Source organism: Algicola sagamiensis DSM 14643 (assembly GCF_000374485.1).
GTDB classification, from domain to species: domain Bacteria; phylum Pseudomonadota; class Gammaproteobacteria; order Enterobacterales; family Alteromonadaceae; genus Algicola; species Algicola sagamiensis.
Genome location: NZ_KB894493.1, coordinates 115,990 through 135,523 on the forward strand (window position 1 = coordinate 115,990; position 19,534 = coordinate 135,523).

General features: G+C 43.1%; 16 protein-coding genes. 1 reads left to right on the forward strand and 15 read right to left on the reverse strand.

What is annotated here, in order from left to right:
- Positions 1-139: 139 nt before the first annotated feature.
- A complete protein-coding gene (locus C505_RS21620; RefSeq protein ID WP_169337009.1) occupies positions 140-769 on the forward strand; it encodes a fumarylacetoacetate hydrolase family protein in 630 nt (209 codons plus the stop codon).
- Positions 770-979: 210 nt separating this feature from the next.
- Here C505_RS21620 and C505_RS0106275 read toward each other — a convergent pair whose 3' ends face one another.
- The 15 genes from C505_RS0106275 to C505_RS0106345 all read right to left on the reverse strand — a co-directional run bounded on the left by C505_RS0106275 (position 980) and on the right by C505_RS0106345 (position 19,036).
- Positions 980-1,315: a hypothetical protein gene (locus tag C505_RS0106275; RefSeq protein WP_018691743.1), complete on the reverse strand. Its 336-nt coding sequence runs from the start codon at positions 1,313-1,315 to the stop codon at positions 980-982.
- Between the two features lie 166 nt (positions 1,316-1,481).
- Positions 1,482-2,444 (reverse strand): hypothetical protein, encoded by a 963-nt coding sequence (locus C505_RS0106280; RefSeq protein WP_018691744.1) that lies wholly within the window; start codon positions 2,442-2,444, stop codon positions 1,482-1,484.
- A 71-nt stretch (positions 2,445-2,515) separates the two neighbouring features.
- Positions 2,516-3,529 carry a hypothetical protein gene (locus C505_RS0106285; RefSeq protein WP_018691745.1) on the reverse strand — a complete coding sequence of 338 codons (1,014 nt, stop codon included), beginning with the start codon at positions 3,527-3,529 and terminating at the stop codon, positions 2,516-2,518.
- Positions 3,530-3,611: 82 nt separating this feature from the next.
- Positions 3,612-4,742: a type VI secretion system protein TssA gene (gene tssA / locus C505_RS0106290; RefSeq protein ID WP_018691746.1), complete on the reverse strand. Its 1,131-nt coding sequence runs from the start codon at positions 4,740-4,742 to the stop codon at positions 3,612-3,614.
- Positions 4,742-8,830 (reverse strand): type VI secretion system protein, encoded by a 4,089-nt coding sequence (locus C505_RS0106295; RefSeq protein WP_018691747.1) that lies wholly within the window; start codon positions 8,828-8,830, stop codon positions 4,742-4,744. Before C505_RS0106295 ends, tssA begins: the two co-directional genes overlap by 1 nt.
- Complete coding sequence (locus C505_RS23525; RefSeq protein ID WP_018691748.1) at positions 8,827-9,624, reverse strand: DotU family type IV/VI secretion system protein; 798 nt, start codon at positions 9,622-9,624, stop codon at positions 8,827-8,829. Before C505_RS23525 ends, C505_RS0106295 begins: the two co-directional genes overlap by 4 nt.
- Positions 9,617-11,020: a type VI secretion system baseplate subunit TssK gene (tssK, locus tag C505_RS0106305; RefSeq protein WP_018691749.1), complete on the reverse strand. Its 1,404-nt coding sequence runs from the start codon at positions 11,018-11,020 to the stop codon at positions 9,617-9,619. Before tssK ends, C505_RS23525 begins: the two co-directional genes overlap by 8 nt.
- Positions 11,017-11,442 (reverse strand): hypothetical protein, encoded by a 426-nt coding sequence (locus C505_RS0106310; protein ID WP_157368849.1) that lies wholly within the window; start codon positions 11,440-11,442, stop codon positions 11,017-11,019. The genes tssK and C505_RS0106310 overlap by 4 nt, the downstream gene beginning before the upstream one ends.
- A 47-nt stretch (positions 11,443-11,489) precedes the next feature.
- A complete protein-coding gene (tssG, locus tag C505_RS0106315; protein ID WP_018691751.1) occupies positions 11,490-12,665 on the reverse strand; it encodes a type VI secretion system baseplate subunit TssG in 1,176 nt (391 codons plus the stop codon).
- Positions 12,629-14,410, reverse strand: coding sequence for a type VI secretion system baseplate subunit TssF (gene tssF / locus C505_RS0106320; RefSeq protein WP_169337010.1), 1,782 nt, complete (start codon positions 14,408-14,410; stop codon positions 12,629-12,631). The genes tssG and tssF overlap by 37 nt, the downstream gene beginning before the upstream one ends.
- Before the next feature lie 79 nt (positions 14,411-14,489).
- Positions 14,490-14,840 (reverse strand): GPW/gp25 family protein, encoded by a 351-nt coding sequence (locus tag C505_RS0106325; protein WP_018691753.1) that lies wholly within the window; start codon positions 14,838-14,840, stop codon positions 14,490-14,492.
- A gap of 26 nt (positions 14,841-14,866) precedes the next feature.
- Positions 14,867-15,487 carry a type VI secretion system tube protein Hcp gene (locus C505_RS0106330; RefSeq protein ID WP_018691754.1) on the reverse strand — a complete coding sequence of 207 codons (621 nt, stop codon included), beginning with the start codon at positions 15,485-15,487 and terminating at the stop codon, positions 14,867-14,869.
- Between the two features lie 29 nt (positions 15,488-15,516).
- The gene (gene tssC, locus C505_RS0106335) at positions 15,517-17,454 is read right to left on the reverse strand and encodes a type VI secretion system contractile sheath large subunit (RefSeq protein WP_083938283.1); all 1,938 of its coding nucleotides are present in this window, start codon (positions 17,452-17,454) and stop codon (positions 15,517-15,519) included.
- 46 nt (positions 17,455-17,500) lie between these two features.
- A complete protein-coding gene (locus tag C505_RS21630) occupies positions 17,501-17,734 on the reverse strand; it encodes a hypothetical protein (protein WP_157368851.1) in 234 nt (77 codons plus the stop codon).
- Between the two features lie 252 nt (positions 17,735-17,986).
- A complete protein-coding gene (locus C505_RS0106345) occupies positions 17,987-19,036 on the reverse strand; it encodes a sigma-54 interaction domain-containing protein (protein WP_018691757.1) in 1,050 nt (349 codons plus the stop codon).
- Positions 19,037-19,534 lie beyond the last annotated feature (498 nt).

The following is a 19,534-nucleotide window of genomic DNA, read 5'->3' on the forward strand; positions in this document are numbered from 1 at the left end:
TTCTAAATCCCATCGAACAGTTGATCTTTTTCAATGGGCTTGCTCTCGTCAGCACTATATCAAACCCGCAAGAATATTACTTCCCTTCTTTCAAAGGTGCTGATAGGGTTTATGTTTTCTGCGAATGGGTGATGTATCAATGACTTTTTCTCATACAATTTACTGTGTTGGGCGTAATTATGTCGATCACGCCAAAGAACTCAATAATCCAATTTCACAAGAACCCGTTATTTTTACCAAGACCGCCTCATCCGTGACAAAATTTCATGAAAATACATCAATTCCTTTATCACTTGGCCGATGTGACCATGAGCTGGAAATTGCTGTTCAAATCAATCAAGATTTATATCAACAACCCATGTCGGTTTGTCAGACAACAGTTTCTCACTTAGCACTTGCATTAGACTTAACACGAAGAGAAAAGCAGTCTGAGTTGAAGTCACAAAAACTGCCCTGGACCTTGGCAAAAAGCTTTCCAAATGCCTGCATTCTTGGTGATTTCCATGATGCAGCAAATGTCCACTTAGATGATATTTCTTTTACATTGAAGATAAATGGTGAAATCAGGCAACACGGAAATACAAAGGACATGATTTTCGATATCCACCAGCTGATCCATTTTATTCAACTGAATATTCCCATCAAATCTGGCGATATTATTCTTACGGGGACACCTGAGGGAGTTGGCCCTCTTCATGATGGTGATAAGTTGGAAGCTTTTTTTGGCCCAGGAAAACACAAAGAAACGTGTACTGTTCATCGGAAATAATTGGTATTGAGTATCACGAGTCTCGCACCAGTGATTTATAAAAGAGTATTTTACGCACTGATTGCGAAAAGCCCTTTAAACCAATAGCCGTATTATTAATACAATGACAACCAACAAATTTTTGATGGCTTTTCAAGGATTATTTTAACGTCTGTTGCCTTTGATCGAAGGAAAGGGCTTATTGACCGTTTGGAAATTTACGCTGATACCCTAGTAATATAGACAAATGAATTTCTCTACTTTTTTCTTGTCACCGTGCTTTTCCTTACCACCGTGCCAACCACAATAGCTGAAGTATTCCTTCAACTCTTCAGGGTAACGTTTATTCTCAACTTGTAATTCAACACGCCCTTGAAAATACAACTGGCCATCTTTTTTGTTTCGTAAATTTGATTGACCTGTGATATTAAAATCCTCAGGTAGGTTAGAAAAAGTGACGACGTAACCACCTTCATCTTCTTCGACCTTTAAACCATTCGTCGCACATGCTTGATAAGAAAAAAGAGTTAGACATGTTATTGAAATCAGTTGTTTAAAAATTGACATATGTATTCCTTCAATCACTTGAAGCGTCATTCTAGAGAAGCGAAACTTAACGGAACATGAATCAAACCAAAAGATGGGGAAATTTAAATTCAATTGAACAAATTACAATCAAAAACCCGGATTTCTGTATTCTTTTTGACCCAAATCGGGGTTGGATAAACCCACCTCACCCTTTCGTTGGGAAGTGCTGCGCGATACTCCAGTTCACTTTAGCGGACTCCCCTTTATCTAAACGAGTTTTGACCTGACTTTGAGATTCCGTCGCATTGAGGGTTACTTGGGTGTGTTGTACTGTTGAGTCTGTATAAGTCGAACCTGTCTTTTTACGAGAAACCCCAACATCCCCACCCATATCTTGTTTTAACTTTAATGATGCAGAACCTTTAAAGTCACCGATTTGGCTTTTATCACCAGATGTTAATGTGCTAGCTGTTGTTCTCGCCATTTCTACAGAGCGATTATAGGCTTCGTAGGAACTGAATTTCGAAGAAACTTTAGTTTTTGCGCCAGAATTCACACCTAGCATCTTCCCTGTATCAATTCGTTCTTGAAGTTGTGACATCGTCAATACCGGATCATGTTTTCCGAGATGCCCAGCACCACTACTATCTGCGCGGAATAGTGCATGGCCATCCGAGGCGTTTTCTGTTTGCACAGCTTTTGAAGCTTCTTGAAATTCAGAATGGCTCCCGTATTTGGTCCGTTGCCATTCCTTACTTTTTGGCGTGAATACGGTATTGGTGAAATCAGAACTACCATCAGAAAAAGTTGAATGCCCATTGCCAAATCCAAAAGTTGGATCTGCGATTTTTTTGCCTCCAATATCTAGCTCAGGTCTGTCTTTTCCGGTTGCAACGAATACATCGGAACTAGAGGGTAGCGTATGCCCTTGTTCAAGCTGCTTTTTGATCCGGTCGCGTTTTGCCTGATAAGCTTCGCTTTTTGCTTGAGTTGATGATGAAGTTGGTTGGTTTAGTTGTGTTCCCTGAGGCTGTTCAATGGAAGTCGATGCTTGAGATTCCATCTCTGCCTTTTTCGCTTTTCTTTGACGAACTAATTCTTTCATTGGGCTTTCGGAGAAGCTTCCTTCCCCGACAAGCACCGCTCTTCGTTCAGATACACTACTCATTGACACAACCTATTTGTGAACCCTGATTCCAACTGGTAAAAGCAAGGGACATGCCAGTATCAATCTGTATTTTATGGATCATTAAAATCAGTTTTAGAGCGCTTCGTATCACTGCGTTTAAAATGCGATTTGGGATCTTTTTGATCGCCAATGACCGTTGGCATATGGCGTGACTTTTTATCCTTGATCATTCCAAATTCTAAACTTTGTACGTTATCCCATGCACCCTGTCCTGTTGGTCCCATATAGCCAATGACTTGATTATGCCGCTGCTTCATTGAACCATTTTTATTTCTCTTGTTTGTGTCGCTATGCAGCTCACTTTGTAATGTTCCAGCGAATGTATCATCCCATTGACCAGCCATTTTCATATCTAATGTGTGATCTTTGAGGTGTTGATCTAAGGTTCCCCTCGGCTCATTGGTTAAATCTTTTGCTGTACCACTAAAACAAGAATTTGCCCTGACTTGTGCTGATTCAGGTAAATCCATCTTGTTTAGCATGGATGCAACTTCCCTTGCATGAACTTTTTGGTGGGTATCAGAATATATGTTCGCATCCCCTGCTGAACCATGCCCTTGTGTATAAACAACAGGGTGTTGGCCCTTATCCAATCCTTTGAAGTCCATCATCGCAGAACCGGATTGAGACCAGTCATGAAGCTGCTGAAGTGTACTTTTATTGAGTTGGTCACTATCCGATAAACTCCCACTGCCCATTTGAGATAAAAAGTGATTTGCAAAGGCATGAAAGTTTTTACGTTGATCATCATCTTTAAAGACAGGACGAACCGCTGGCCTTTTTCCATCAATGGCATGACGCCCCATGCCAAACGAATTAAAAAATAGATTTTGAACATTATCATGTGGTGACACAATGTAACGCTGTTGAAATTCAGGTGGTGCCTTGAGCTTTTTACGCATATCCACAGCTTCTTGGTGGACATGATTCGGCTGCCCTTGTACCTTATCTGGTGGCGTAAACTGCCGTTGTGATACTTTGTCGAGATGATCTTTGACACTGGAATAGAGTGCCCCTCCTGAGAGCCCTTTCTGCACAGCTTCTCTCTTTGACTTGCTACTCATATCATCTCACCTCCTTCAATGTTGGTCTATTTTAAACAACTTGAATTATGTGCATCGTCTTGCATTATGCTGTCGGTCTAATCTAGCTTCTTCTTTCTACATCAAGTCCCATGATCTCAAAGATATTAAGTTGCCCTCCTTGGTTTAAAAACAGTTCTTGATATAACTCTGGTGCACTTTTTTCTCCCCACTTACAAGCAGTGTAAACTAGGTAAGGTACTGGACTGTGAGGGTCATCTTCCATCAGGTATTCCGCGGCTTGGCGCAATAGGACAAATGCATCTTCTCTGCTGGTCAATGGACCCGATCCACCACCTTGCCCACCAGGGGGTGGTTTGCTTTGTTCATCATCACCCGATTGACCATCGTCATCGCTATCCTTTTTGGGTGCTAGTGAAACACCACGCTTTTGTAATTCCGTCGAAACCAAATCATGCATTGCTTTAAGGAGTCGAGACAGATCAGCAAAACTTGGCGCTTCATTGCCACACGTATCATCCAGCCAATCTTGAAAACCACTGATTGCTTGGCCAGCATCTTCAATTTCCGCTAAGCACTGCTGATAAAACTCGGTTGATGTGGCAGCCACGCGTTGTTTGAATAGTTTTGGTGTCGGGCCTTCCCAATCACCCGAGTGTTTTTTCTGATCACGGAGTTGTTCATAGCGAATGGCATTTTCCCAATCATCCCAGCAGTATTCTTCACCATCCAATACCGTCTGTGTTAATGGGAGCAAGCGTAAGCGTGGCGTGAGTTTGTCGTTTATCCAATTAATCGGGTTTGTCCGATATTCCATATCACCATCCACCATTTGAGGGTGCATGGTTTCCCAATATGTTTCGCAAAGCGAATGGAGCAGAGCCGTTGCAGGCGCAATACCGGCCAGACCATGCAAGTGGATATTTGATTCAAACAACCAGACCCCGAGCTGTAAATCTTTGCACTTATGACATAAAGCATCAATCGCGAGCTTTCTTACCTCAGCCCAATCCGCAGTTCTTAACTCGTGGCTCCAAACCCCCACCGGCAAAGAAGGATCATCAGATTGGCGTGCCTGCTTAATTTGGAAGTAAACGCCGTTTTGACGCACCGACTCTCCAACTGCATCTGCACCAATTGGAGCCATCAGCGAATCATAGGGCACATTAAAATAGTGTTCGATATAGGACTGTCTCGATTCTCCTTGAGAGGGTAACCGTATGAAATCATTCATTATTGGATCCCCCTCGGTGCTTGGTGAGGAAGGTTAAATGGCCACTGAACTGATTGCCGACGACCATTTTTATCTAAATAATTTGCCTGAATTGCAATACTTGGTTGGCTGATATACGAAATTTGTTTTTGCAGTGGGATGACCTGCTTTAAGCCAACAGGCACTGCAAAGGTAAACATTTGACCAGAACTCTGTGCAAGGCTTTGCTGACTCACACCAACCGTCGCATATTGGGACAGCCACTCAAACATACCCCACGAACCTTGGGATTGGAATGTCACTTGCTGTTTGTTTTTACCGATAACCGCATTAGGGATCACCGCACCAGGAAACGGTTGGAATGCAGAGCTATTCGCCCAAGTCAGTTGCAGTGCCAATGGCTCACCAATCCCCCAGGAAATCGCATTACCTTGATTTGGGAAACCAATCTTCGAGTCACCGTCACTCAACTGCCAAGAAATAATTTGATCAGCTCCTTGTCCTTGTGGCATCGCATCAAAAGTCACAGACAAATCAATCGCCCAATCGGGTTTTCCTTTGAGCTTCCCTATTTTTATCCATTGCTGAAACTGACTCAATTGACTCACAAATGATATCCAGCTTTGTGGCACTTGACTTGGATCTTTTTGTTGAAGCTGAGTCAAAGAATCAAGGAGTACTTTCGGATCATTTTCTGGTTCTTCAAAAAATTGGATCGCAACGTCTATCGTCAGCTCATCTTTTCCTGCATATTTCACATCTGCAAATGGGTATCGTCCAGCAAGCTGTTCATTAAACCGCTTTGCTAACCCTTTGAATAATTCAAGGACATTATTTTGATTCTGTTGTTTGCAATGCTGTTTCACAACCTGATGGAGTTCAAGATATCGATCAGCAAACCAACTCCGATTCAGCAATGGGTCGATTTGTTTTACTTCAGCACAATTCGATAAATCAGTATTCACTAAGCGCTGCTTCACAAGCCCTTCTAAAGCACTTAAGTCATTCTGATGGTTTGCATGTTGAAACTGATAAATCGCAACGAGTGTTGAGCGCCAACGCTTTGCCACAACGGTATTGAGTGACTCATTGTTAATGAGATAACGGATCAAAGGATCGGCATAACTCAAAGCTAAGAAATTAAACCGCTCTCGCTGTGCATCTAGTTGCGTATAGAGTTGTTTTTCTGTCTTCACATCATATAGAGCAAATGCAAGATTTGGTCGTTGCCAAACTGGATCTTGAATGGGCTCATAAAGTCTTTCTAGATAGATGATTTCATCCAGCGCACCAAGCTGAGCAAGGATATAGTCCCGAACGGCTTGCTTGAGATAGATCCGATGACGATTTTCACCAAGTTGTGTCAGTAATTCATCCACACGTAAAATGACTGACTCAACTCGAACAAATTCATCTACACGTCTGGAGAGAACAGCTTCAGGCCTTACCTCTTCCGTCACATTTTCAATCACCTCTCGAGATTGCGTCTGCTTGATCATCGCATCTTGTATATGATGACCTACGCTACTCAATAGTGCGCCACGCAAAGCAGGACCATAAAAAGGTTCTTCCTGATCAGGCCAAAACAAATCGATAAAGTTTTGATATTCGACCAATTGTTGAATGATGAGTTGAAACTCTGGGAACTTCCACCCAACCGTTTCTCCCTTACCCATTGGGTGATCATGAATTGGATTACTGACAAAAGATAAACTAGCCAATCGGGTGATAGCAGGAATAAGACTAATTACTTTTTCTGATAAGCCGAGAATATTATCTTTGAGTTCAAATGGACTGCCAAATTGTCCAAGCTGTAACTTTGCTAAATCGGCTCGCAACACATCATAGCACTGTTGTTTGGAAAACAGTTGCTGAACATGCTGAAGGCGTGAATGAAGATAAACACCAGAAGACGCTAAATAACTCAACGGTCCATCTAAAGCCTCATAAATATGACCGCAAGGGCTCACTGAATAAGGCACTCCCCAACGAGACAACATCCCTGTGATCCAAGTGCTAATATTCTCAACCAATGCCAGAATGGCTTTGTCGCCTGGCTCTCGCGATAAATCGGTATTTAAATTCGGCGAAGCTTCTGCCAGTAGTGTTTTATGGAGTTGCTGTGCAACGTTTTCTAAGAAATCAATACTTTCATCCGATGAAACCAATTGATGCGTATGCACCTCCAGATTATTCGCATACTCCATCATTTTGACAGCTCCGGTGATCAGCGGCTGTCGTGGGATTGCACTCTCTGGCGTTGGCGCATCATAAAGGTAATCAAGCAGCCCTTTTAGCTTTTTCGGGATCTGTCTTACTGACCCCATTGGGCCTGATAACTCTAAAAAGTCATCATGTTTCGCTTGGAATTGTGCTAGAGACTCTCCAAAAGACTGTAATGATGTTGAAAGTGACCGAATACTTGCATCCTGAGCAATCAGCTTTTTCTGTTCGTCTCTCAGTTGCTGGGCGCGGATATTTAAACGACACTCCATTCCCTTAAATAACCGAGGTGCCAATAAATAATCTGCAACAAATTTCTGATTTCGGAAGTATTGAATATCGAAGTAAGACAAGATCATGCTTGGATAGATAGGGTCTTCTCCAACTTCATTTAAATGGGTCAGTAGACTATACGCTTCTATTCCCATTGCGCTGCAATCTGGTTCAATAGAAGCTTGTCGCTTGACAACTTGCCCTATGACTCGCCTTGCATCTTCATTGTTTAAATACATGCGAGAAATATCAACCCCAAGCCAAACTAACGAAAAAATCCCGACCCCAATCGTTGCAAATTGAAACTGCCTTAGGGTACTTTGGGTAGAAAGATGGCGATACTCAATAGGAGAAGCTAAGTGATGTTCTCGGAAAATCTTGTGGTGAAGGAGGTGTTCCATCCCCGTTGTTTGACCGTAAAGCTGACCACTAAAATAAATACCACGCAGTGGCATTGGCACATGAAAGCGACTTCGAGTAAACAGCCCAGAAATGACCGTTTTGAGTGGTTCATAAAGTCGTTGGAAATATTGATGATGCAATACAAAGTTATCAACATCTGCTATATCTTGATTTGAAGCCGCAGTCGTCAACTGGGCTTGCTGTAATCCTGCGATGACGGTTTGAAATACATCGTCCAGCCAATCCGGTTTAAATTCTGACTCTAATCGATTCTCATTCGACCAACCCAACATTTCCTGATAACGGCTTTCTTGTTGCGTTTGCCAAAATGATTCAAATCCTCGGATTGATTCACACCCGTTTACCACAACATAGACTGGTAGTCGGAAACCTGTTTTCTTTTGGACATGCCAAAGCTGACGATACAGCGGTTCAATTAACTTTTCTCTTTGTTCATCAGAATCTGCTGATAACAATGATTGGGCAGAAATCGCGAAGATGATCCCATCAATCGGTCGCTCAGGGCGGTAACTTAAAATCAAGTCCAAAAGACTTTCGAACCGAAGCTCAACAGCCTTCCAATCATCGCCCTCATCCACATCAAGTAAGTGATCTTCTACATCAATCAACACACCTTCATCAAAAAAGTGCCATTGACTCCCTGCGGCACGGAGGCGTTTTTCTTTGCGAAGGAGTGCACTTCGCTTTCCTTGCATCACGCCAGAGATAAGCGCTTCTTTATGTGTCCCTTTTTCACCAAGGACTAAAAACCATGGGCTTTGATAACGCCAATTACGAGATGTCGTTAAGTAACGGAGTGCATCCATGACATGTGCAATGCGTTGTTGAAGCACAACACGATAGCGCCATTGTTTTTTAATCACTGATGAGAGTATCATCAAAGGTGATATGAAAATGAGCAGAACCCGTTTTATCCCTTCTGCTATTTTCTTCAGCCCCTTTTTCACGTACTTAAGCATGGTATTGATGAGCATATACCCCCACTGGATCATGGCGAAGAAAATCAATGAGCCAATCATCAAGATAAGGATAATCAACAACGCCTGCCAGATTGGATCCGTCCATAATGGCTGAAGCTTTTCAAACAATGGCGCTAACCTTTCCTCAAGTTGAGAAAATAAAGTTGCTAGCCACGTCATAAACGCAGACCATTGTTGAAGCAGCCAGTCGAGCCATTGTTGTTTATTCAAGGGGCTGGCTCCTCCGAATGAAGAAAGGTTTGGATCCGAGCTTCTTGTGCGTGCAGCCACTGATCAAACTGCCAACTTTGCCAACCCCATATCATGCTGCTCATGATGAAAAATGCAAAACCCGTTAAAAAGAAACGCTTCATCCACACAGAAACCGGAGCAAGTTGTTGAGGGACTTTTGATGACAATAAATGGGCATAAGCCTGCTCACAATAATGTGCATCTTCATCGCCCATTTGATGGCTCATCACACGAAATAGCCGCTGTCGATAGGTGAGCAGTTGCGCTTCATCCTGTCGACATTGTCCTAAAAAACCCAGCCGGAGGCTTAAGAGGTAAACACCAGCCAATTGACGCTCTGTTTGTGCCAGAGACTTGGCTTTCAGTAACTGTTCAATATCTTGGAAAACCTGCGTGCCCGCCCGACAACTTTGAAAGAGCGTTTCTTCCAGTAATTCCGTTCGCCATCCTTTTTGCCCAGGCCAGTCTAGCTCAATCAAAAAGATTTCATCTGCAAGGGCAGCTAAAGCGTAGAAAGTCCGCTCTAACCACCCTTTTTCTTTTTCAGTCAATACCTTATCGTATCGCTGACGTGTATTTTCAAACCAGTGCTGAAATCGTAGCGCAATCCCATAAGCAAAGTCCTGCGATGTGGGTTCTTCATTCATATCTAATTGCTGCATGACCGAAGACTTTAGTCCCCCCTCTTGATGTAGTCGTTTCACCATGGCAATTTGTTCATAAAATTGTGTGGTAAGTGCCAACAAGTTGAGCGTTTGATTTTGTTCAAACATGGGAGGCATCCAGTTCGTGTGGCAAATGAACCGTGATCCGTTTTGGTTTAAATTCCTTCATGTCACCACTTGTACAGATCACAACAAGCTGCTGCCCAGAAGCAATCAATTTTGGATCGTATTTGACCCGAAATAGCGCATGACCAGCGGTCACAGAAATACCTGTCTGAGGGTCACTTTGTATTTCTTCCACAGCAACACCCAATAAACGCTTGTCATTCAGCGCTTCTAAGTATCTTCTTGAAGCAATCCGACAAGATTTAAACCAATCTGCGACTTGTTCGGTGGTGTCCCCCTCTTTTGCGGTCAATTCGACCAATAAATCTCGGCCTGACCATGCCTTGTCAAAGTGCAGTGTAAAAACACCAGAACGGCTTTCTTCGAAATGAATACTGGTATAGTTCAAATTAACGAAAGCCATTTGCTGATACAAAAATGAAAATGCTTGGTCCAGCCCAGTAAATAGATCACGATGATGGTAGGCAGGCAGCTTCGGTGGAATACAACTCAAATTCAGCTCGGTGAAACTGCCAACTAAGCGCGACAACAATTGATAAAGGCGTTGTGGATGGGTGAATGGATCGTCAGCCAGTAATTCCAGCTCTACTAGATTTTTTGTCAGCACCTTGATCCAGGTTTGATGCACATCATTAATCACAATCCCTAAACGGTCGTCATCACTTTGGGTATATCCAGCAAGGTGCCGTGCTTTTTTACGCATTTGAAGTGCCAACTGCTGCGCTCTTCTCATCAGTGGCTGATATTGTTGTGACTGTCCTTCTTCATACCAATACTCGTGTGCATGAAGATGCACCAATGGAGGGCAATAACGACCCAGTTGATAATTCCCATCATCTGGCTGCGTCACTTCCAATATTGGACAACTGACATACTTTTCACTCACTTGGCGAACCGCCATTAACTCATATTTAGGTTGCAAACGATGCAGCACTAGTGCATTGTCTCCTGTGTTTTCATCCATCACAGGCTGGCTTTCAAAGCTATCATAACGCTGGATGGTTGCATTTTCGCTGGCACTTCCAGGGACACGAATGGGGACAACAATGGACACAATGACATGGCGATCTTGATTCAACGCTTCATTCTCAGATAAATCTAATGTCAGTGTATGTCCATCATGTTCTTCAAAGTGGACCACCATTCCATCAGGCATCACAGCGAGCAAAGACTGGACTCTCACCTGTCCTTCAACAAGCGCATTTTTATCAAATCGAATATCAACTATTCCCCAGCTATTGGGTGACATTGTTTGACGAAGCATTTGCAGCTGGGATCCCCAGTAAATTTGTTCTTGCTGAAAATGCTGGGGTGACAGCAACATCCCTTCGTGCCAACACAGGGCTTCAGGTAATTGACGAACCATTTGACTTGTCATTCATCACCTCCTTTGATTTCGTATGCACCTTGTTTGAACAAAACTTTTAATGCCTCATAACCGCTTAAGATTGCGACTGTTTGTCCTTGTTTTTCCGGATAATTTGCAAACAAAAGGATAGCCTTTGCATCCTGAGCATTACTTGGCAATGTTAAAGGGGTTGGCGGCATATTTTTCACAACATCATTGCTGATCACTGACAATGACTGTCCATATTTGAGTAAGACCTCATCTTTTTGGATAAACCATTGGGGTCCTGAAAATTCGGTGAGCGTATTTGTCAGTGTCTCGTCATAGATAAAAACAACATCATATGCAATTGGGTTGGTCATATTTTCGCTTTGGACCAAAATCGTTTCTAAATCATTTTCAGAGTACAAGCCAACGTAACTGCCAAGCCACTTTGCGGTGCTACACCCCATGTTCAACACCAGTGATACACAGATTAAAAGTATGAGGTTTAACAATTTCATTGCGCTTCCTCCCATAAAATACGAAAGGTCACCTGCTTCTTCTCGATATTACCTTGAAGGAAACTCAGCATATTGAGTCGATTCCCTGTGCGATGTGTTTTCCCCAATTTTGCTGAGGCATGGATATCTTCTTTTGCCACAAGCGTGACCTCACAATCACAACGTTCATCCGTGATCCAGCGAAGTAGATGCTTTAATGCAGAATGTCCTGTTGCGTCGGGAAGCAAATCATTGAGTCGTTCTTGGGCAAGTGGCCCAAGCACCACACCAATCATGGCTTGTTGGTCCCAATATCGTGTACCCAAGGTCGCTTGATCACCCAGCCGATGGTTACAATGACCCAATAAGCTATAATCAGCTTCATCAACGGTTAGCCAGCGTCCGAGCAGATTATCAATTTGGATCACCTCAACGTCGAGTACTTCACGAAATAAGGTTTGGATCATCGTGACATTCATTCTCCGATTGGCCAAACTGCCCGCAAGGCTTATCAATAGAGATGTTCTTTGTCGAATAAAATGTAAATGCTCAGGCTCGATGTTTCCGGATAGTGCGAGGCAGAGATGCCCAAGCTGTGTTCCTTCAATTGGCGTATTTGTGAGGCCCTGGTCCGTCATCGCACGAAGTAAATATCGTAACGCTTGAAACCGATGGTTAAATAAATCCATAAAATCGCTCAGCGCACCTTCACCGAGTTTTTTATCCTCTGCAATCAACTCATTCACACCTTCGGGTAATGGGCCGCCAAAGCCATTCAAGTGATTGCCGATGCTTTCTATTTCGTAGATTTTTTCCGTTTGACCCAAACCTCTTTCAACACCCCGCTCATGATCAGTTCGACTTCGATTGTGCGAAGAAAGATGGTGCGAAGAAAGCGTTCGGATGCCGCAAACTTCATTTGGAGGGAAATCAGTTCGATGGGAAGCCGTAAAACGAAAATGTTTTTCTAATAATTGTGGGACAAATGTATGCACCTGATCATCTGACAGTTCTACTTCACATGCCTGAAGATGGGCATGGCTGCCTGACTGTTGCTTTTTAGGTGGCTGTTGTTCAGCTAATTGTTTTTCTGACAATAGGACTCTGACGAGCTGAAGAAAAGACCAGCCCGCATCCTCTGCTTTTATCAGATCATTTACAGTATGACCTGTTCGCCAATGAGCGGTGGCCATGTTTTCCAAACCCCTTCTTGTTGGTGGCTGGTCAATTGCAACTGTACAAAATGGTTCAGTGTCGTATATAGCGCAAAGAAATGACTCAGTACTTGTCCAAATAGCAACGGATTTGCCTCCCGAAAGAAATCTTCATCAACTTTGAGTGTGAGCAATGTACCGCGACAGTGTCCACGCCAGGAAACTTTACCCAACCGCTTCACTTTTGATTCTGTTTGCCAGTCAATAAGCCCATCGATTTGGCGACGATGGGTTGGTGAATGTGGATCGGCATAGAGCATCAGGATCTGTTTGAGCAATCCGAGGCCATCAGCCCCCATAGAAAAGTGGTTGAGTGTCAGCTGAGAGATGAGTTGAATGTTTTTAGAACCATCTAATGTCGCCCCACGAAAACGTGTTGGCTGTTCCATCACAACAGCATCCAGCATGGCACTGCTTCCTATGGGTTGAATTTTATCACCAACACGAAACCATTCTGGCAAACGTCGGTTATTGCACCAACCTTTTATCATCAAGGTCTGATCGATTGGCTGGTGACGATCAAAAGTTGCATCAAATAAGCTTAAAATCGTATCACAGCCTGTAATATCTGGATCTTTCACAGGCTCTAAACGCGTCACAAAGTAAGTCGTCGCTCGTTTATCTTCACGACCACCAAGCCAAGAAACCACCTCTTTGCTATCCCCATGAAAGCTAATACTTTTGACCTGATTGAGAGATTGAACCTCACTCATCCTTGGTTGTGTTTCGTCCGCAATTAAGCGGTACTCGTGGGTAGTTTGCTCAAGTTGAACAGGTTTAAACGTCTTTTGATAGAGATTAATCACAGGAAAGCAATTGAGCGCAAAAGAATCTGATGGAATTTGAAAAGCGGCTTCGGGCAAATCGAGCAAAAAAAGGATCTCAAAAGACTGAGTTGCCGTCCCTAACTGCAACTGGGTCACATCAAAAAAGTAGAATTTATCCGGAAAAGCAAAATACTCTTGAAGCAGGCGGTATGCCCGTTGTCCTCCCTGATCATTGGGCAGTACATGTTCGTTTTCTTCAAAACCTAACCAGTAAATTTCACTACTTTCTAAATTCATCAAGCTATCTTGAGTTTGAACAGCAATTCCGCGTAAACGATCCATCAGTACACGATATAACTGAGGGCGATTTGACGTATTTTTTAAATAGAAACGTAGTTTATCCATCGGGTATTCGTACAATGGATCCATCCCGTAGCTATCAATTTGAATGGACAGAACCGCTTGTACATCTGTCCGTTTGGACAAACATGGGTATTGATTTTTTGGGGATATTTTTACCTGGTTAATTTTAAGGGGCCACAATGGTGTCTGATAACAGCACTGCATTTGACAGGTATGAGACTGCTCCTGACCGATCATTTGGGCATTCGCATAAAATTGCGTGCCTTTTTCTAACGAATAACCATTAACAAAGTTTGCGCCATCCGCCTCAACATTCGCTTGAAGTACTGTCATACAAGGTTGAGACTGGATCAAACTTGGGTAGAGTGCTTGCAGCATTTGATTGGAGATTTCACTGCGCTGTAAATCCATATCCGAGCGCAGTTTTCCAGTCAAAAAGGCAAATGATTGTAGTAGTTGTTCAACATGAGGATCACTTGACCGTCCAGCACTCAACTTTAATTCTGAAGCCACGGCAGGATATGTCTCTCCGAATTTTTCAACTGAATTCCGTAGAAATGTAAGTTCTTGTTGAAATGCTTCAAAGTGATCCATAGTTGCTTCTTCCCCCATTCAGCTCAGTTAGGACAAGACATCATTCAAATACTTGCTCGAAAAACGAAGCTTAATTGACCTAAAATACAAAATGACAAGATGTTTCCAAAGCCCCGATTGTCAGGCGTAATTCGCAGCGGGCTTCCCCTTGATTCGTAATCTCAATTGTTTCCACTTCAACCATATCCAAACGTGGTTCGTGTCGTAAGATTAATGCCGCTAACTTGACTTCATAGGATTGCATTGCTCCTTCGCTATGCGCTATTTGGTCGACAATGGCAGGGATATCTTCCTCCGACTGCTTTGATAAATCCCCATCCAAAATGCGACCCGAATTGAGTAGCATTTGGATATTACGGCGGACTGACTCTTCAACAGACATCACTTTCCCTGGATACATCAACTTGTCGAATAATGACTTTGCATGCATCAGTCGCCGCTACCCTTTCGCAATGATTAAGAACTCAGCGCACCAATTGGACGATTCTTCGCAACACTCCAACCAGCAGCCATCGTGCCTTTGTTTTGCATACCTGGACCTTGCAACTGATGGTGCCAAGTAATTTCAGTGAAATTCAGCTTAAACTGCTCGGTCGCCATATCATTTGGATGAGACTGAAACTGAATTTCGCTGATCAAGGTTAGGCGTAGCTCAAAGCGCATGATGATATTGAGTTGATCGCCAGAGTTTCTCAGGACATAGATGATTGTCGGACTGGTATTTTCCGAATCCAGTGTTTTCGCTCGCAAACAATAGTCGTACATCTTCGGTGAAGATACATCCACGTATTTCACACAGGTGAAATCGGTGATCACAGGCCGACCCGATGTTCGTGCGCTGTTACTCACATCTGTCGTGACCTGTTGTTGTAACCCTTGGTTAATCGACACCAGTTCGACACATTTCGCTGGATCGAATCCCGCGCCACCAGCATTATCGGTTAACGCTGTCCAACTATCGCCATCCGCAGCACCATCAATGAGTGAACCGCCTGATGGGTCAAGAAAGCTACTGCTGGATGGATCTTGTGGTTTTGTAAAACTGTCATCACCAAATTGAAGTAGTATCAAGTCCATAATCGTTGTCTCTTTATCAGTTCATCTCATCAAGGAAGTTCTGCAACCAATCGAATTGATGTCGACAGTTCTTCCAGTTGGAAATGCGGCCGTAAAAAGACTACCGCACGATATTTACCCGGTGCTCCCGGAACATCCGCCACAGTGATACGCGCATCACGCAATGGATAACTCGCTTTCATTTCCTGCGGGGCTGCATCATCAACCAGCACATAATTGGCGACCCAATTATTTAAAAAGTCAGCCGCATTGTCCTTCGTGAGGAAGCTACCGATTTTGTCACGCATGATCACTTTGATGTAATGGGCAAAACGGGAAGCATTCAACACATAGGGCAGCATGCTGGAGATCCGCGCATTCGCATTCGCTGCATCTGTGTTGTACTTTTTCGGTAGATTTGTTGACTGTCCACCGAAAAATGCCGCTTTATCCGAGCCTTTGCGATGTAGAATTGCCATAAATCCAAGGTCATTGAGTTCCTTTTCACGGCGATCACTGATCGTGACCTGTGTCGGACAAGTCAGTTTGATATCCCCTGAAGGTGTCTTAAAGGTATGTGCAGGTAATCCTTCAACAAGCCCACCCCCTTCAACACCGCGGATCGCCGCTAACCAACCATATTTGCTGAATGCATTGGTGATCCGCTGCGATAAAACATAAGCTGGATTACCCCAAAGATATCTGGAAGCATCACTACCATCGACATCTTCTTTAAAATCGAACCCTTCAACCGTGACTGTATCTGGGCCGTAAGGCAACCGAAGTAAGACTTTTGGTAAGGTGAGCGTGACATATCGGGAATCATCACTTTCACGGAAACTACGCCATTTGATCAGCTCAGCACTTTCGAAGATTTTGCTTAAGTCCCTCGGCTGGGCTAACGAGAAGAAGTCCTTCATATCGAATAATTTAGCGTATGCCGCAGAGATAAACGGTGCGTGAGCGGCTGCTGCAACACCGGAAATTTTCTCAAGTAATTCGATATCCTCAGGATGACGACCAAACTCATAATCGCCGATCATAAAGCTGAACGGGTCGCCCCCGTAGGTGCCAAATTCTTCTTCATACACTTTCTTAAACAGCGCACTCTGATCGAACTCAACCGCCTTTTGCAAATCTTTGAGTAAGTCTGCTTTTGAGACATTCATCACACGAAGTTTTAACTGTGTACCTGTCTCTGTATTCATCACGAGATAATGCATGCCTCGCCAAGTTGCCTCAAGCGCCTGAAAATCAGGCTCGTGCAAGACAAGATTAATTTGTCGCGTGAGTAAATTGTCGATTGTGGCAATTCGGTCGACCATGCGATCGGCTGCAAACGGAGCAGGGTTTTCTGGTCCATTGATCAAGATATCAACGGTAAATTGGCCAATGAGTTGCAGCGCATAGGGTTGCTGTGACTCATCCAGCGCCATCCCACCTTCGGTCAATAGCTTGGTGATAAAGTCCGTGGGCTTCACCGCTGAGAAGTCTTCTGCTTTTTCAAAAGCACCTATCAGCTCTTTTTGCAGTTTCTCATCTTCGAGTAGCTGCTCAAGTAATGAATCCAGTGGATCATTTCCATCTAACTTACCCAGAAAATCTCGCAAATGGCATCGCGCTTGATAAAGTGCCGCTGTTGCCGGGATTTTCATGACCAAATTAAGCGGTGAAAAGTCATCGATGGTTTCGAATAATAATTCGATATTCGTCTTACCACCCTTTTCTTCCAGGACATTATCAATCTTCATTGCTAAACGGACAGCGCTACCAATCAAGACTTCGTTGAAGTTATCTCGGTCAATATCGACGAACTCACGGTCTTTTAACGGCGGCGGTGCGTCTTTCGGATGACCAGACAAATCAGAGAGGATTGCAACCACAAGTGGCAGCTCTCTCTGTTCGATGGCGTCTCCAATTTCCACATCATAGGTGATATGGACTCTTGGAGAGCGCACGCGTGACAGTTTCTTTTGCAAACTTTCCAAAATAACACCCCCGTCGTTTCTTTAGCTCATCACAATGCGAAGCAACTTACTTCAATTTGTAGTAAGTGATGTTGTTTCGCGTGGTTGCAGAAATTAATGATAATGAGGTCAATCTCTGCAATGCCTCATCAACAGCGACTCGAGAGTCATCAATTCGTTGCTTTCTAACCCACCACTCGGTGATCCCCTCAAGGGTATCTTCCGAATTCGGATGTTGATGCAAATACTTCAGAATCAATGTGATCAGTTCTTCTGCTGACTGGGCTTGCGTCATCGTCATTGCTTCTCTTTGTGGCATTTTGGATTATTGTTAAGCAATGCACATACCAACTTTTTATTTGTTTATTTTTCAATTGATTACATTCGGCAATATATAAAAATAAAACAAAGTGAGTCAAAACTGACCCACCTTTACATTCCTGGCGGTGTCTTCTTATTAAACTGGAACAGAACGGAAAGAGGAGTGGAGTTAAGAATAACCGTATTACTCAGTAAAGCCAATTGATTGAAACTTGTGAGAAATTGAACAGAACTACCCAGATCGCACTTCTACATATTTATGAATATTGTATTTTTTAACAAGTTTCCCAAATGCTCGGCGCTCTTTCCCACAGAGGTTAGCAGCCCGGGTGATATTTCCATTTGTATGATTAAGCACCTGTTCTATAAAAGATTGCTCGAAAGCTTCAACTGCGCGCTTTTTCTCTTCAGAAAATGTCACTTTCCCTTCGGCGAGTCGTTGTACATCACAAGGCATGGCATAACTTGGATGAACTGAGTTATCTTTTTTCGCTAACTCTACCCCAGGAATATCAACTTGTGAGATCTCGGAAGATTCACAAGTCAAATATAATCGATGGATCGTGTTTTCAAGTTCTCGAACATTACCAGGCCAGTCGTGTTGATAAAGTCTTTCTAGTGCTTGTTCACTCATGCCTTGCACATCCAGTTCATACTGTTGATTCAACTTATGAATAAAATGATCAACCAGTAAATGAATATCTTCTGGACGTGACCGTAATGGCGGCATTTCTAACGTCAATATCAGTAATCGATAATACAGATCTTCTCGAAATTTACCTTCTTCGATTAGCTTAGGTAGGTCACGGTTTGTTGCTGTGATCAGGCGAACATTCGTCTTTTTTATTTCATTGGAGCCAATCGGACGGTATTCTTTTTCTTGTATGACCCGCAGCAGTGCAGCTTGTGATTTTAATGACAGACTATCAATTTCATCTAAAAACAGTGAGCCACCTTCAGCGGCTGTGAGCAGTCCAACCTGATCTTTTTTCGCATCTGTAAATGCACCTTTTTTATAACCAAACAGTTCACTCGTAAATAATTCATCATTGAACGTCGAGCAATTGAGAGGAATAAACGGCATGGAAGCAAATGGGCCTGAATAATGTAATCCACGAGCAGCTAACTCTTTACCCGTTCCTGTTTCACCACTAATCAGAACAGGAGTCGGATATTTAGACTGCACACGAATGGTTTTGATCACCTGCTGGATCGCAGCAGACCGCCCGAGTATATTGTGCTCAATCATGTCGTTCATAGCATCTTCATCCCCATCACTCATCGGATTGCCCAAAATCAGGCCGAACATCATCAAACAACGACTTGTCTAGCTCACATGTCTACTACGGGTTTTTCATAAAGAGACGATTTACAAATATTACGAATTAATGCCTATGCAGCAATTGCGCCACAATCACTCTAAATCATGATTATTACAGGCATATCTTTATCCATTTATTACTAGAACAATTGAAACTCAATCACAAGCAAGGTGATTTCACCGATTGGAATATCCCTAAATTATACACAATTCCCTTATTTATCAGTAGAAAGGGATTATTATTGAAAAGCGCACAGTCACCCAAATGACGGATGACCCAAACTTAATTATATGTACCTAATTTGATAACGCAAACTCAAGAGAAAAGTTTGAGTGATATAAAAACTGATTCGAGCCAAAAATACCCATTTGGGGTTATTTTTGACCCGGTTAGATGACTGAATCCATCCTACGAACCCATACACTTTCTTATCTATACTTGTTTAAAAGAGTAACCCA

What these genes read in the sequence shown, in the direction of transcription:
- tssF (WP_169337010.1), bottom strand. Translation starts at nt 14,410, where the DNA reads ATGGATCACTTTGAAGCATTTCAACAAGAACTTACATTTCTACGGAAT.
- C505_RS0106285 (WP_018691745.1), bottom strand. Translation starts at nt 3,529, where the DNA reads ATGAGTAGCAAGTCAAAGAGAGAAGCTGTGCAGAAAGGGCTCTCAGGA.
- C505_RS0106345 (WP_018691757.1), bottom strand. Translation starts at nt 19,036, where the DNA reads ATGAGTGATGGGGATGAAGATGCTATGAACGACATGATTGAGCACAAT.
- tssG (WP_018691751.1), bottom strand. Translation starts at nt 12,665, where the DNA reads ATGGCCACCGCTCATTGGCGAACAGGTCATACTGTAAATGATCTGATA.
- C505_RS0106280 (WP_018691744.1), bottom strand. Translation starts at nt 2,444, where the DNA reads ATGAGTAGTGTATCTGAACGAAGAGCGGTGCTTGTCGGGGAAGGAAGC.
- tssK (WP_018691749.1), bottom strand. Translation starts at nt 11,020, where the DNA reads ATGACAAGTCAAATGGTTCGTCAATTACCTGAAGCCCTGTGTTGGCAC.
- C505_RS0106310 (WP_157368849.1), bottom strand. Translation starts at nt 11,442, where the DNA reads ATGGGGTGTAGCACCGCAAAGTGGCTTGGCAGTTACGTTGGCTTGTAC.
- tssA (WP_018691746.1), bottom strand. Translation starts at nt 4,742, where the DNA reads ATGAATGATTTCATACGGTTACCCTCTCAAGGAGAATCGAGACAGTCC.
- C505_RS21620 (WP_169337009.1), top strand. Translation starts at nt 140, where the DNA reads ATGACTTTTTCTCATACAATTTACTGTGTTGGGCGTAATTATGTCGAT.
- C505_RS21630 (WP_157368851.1), bottom strand. Translation starts at nt 17,734, where the DNA reads ATGACGATGACGCAAGCCCAGTCAGCAGAAGAACTGATCACATTGATT.
- C505_RS0106325 (WP_018691753.1), bottom strand. Translation starts at nt 14,840, where the DNA reads ATGCATGCAAAGTCATTATTCGACAAGTTGATGTATCCAGGGAAAGTG.
- C505_RS0106330 (WP_018691754.1), bottom strand. Translation starts at nt 15,487, where the DNA reads ATGGACTTGATACTACTTCAATTTGGTGATGACAGTTTTACAAAACCA.
- C505_RS0106275 (WP_018691743.1), bottom strand. Translation starts at nt 1,315, where the DNA reads ATGTCAATTTTTAAACAACTGATTTCAATAACATGTCTAACTCTTTTT.
- C505_RS23525 (WP_018691748.1), bottom strand. Translation starts at nt 9,624, where the DNA reads ATGTTTGAACAAAATCAAACGCTCAACTTGTTGGCACTTACCACACAA.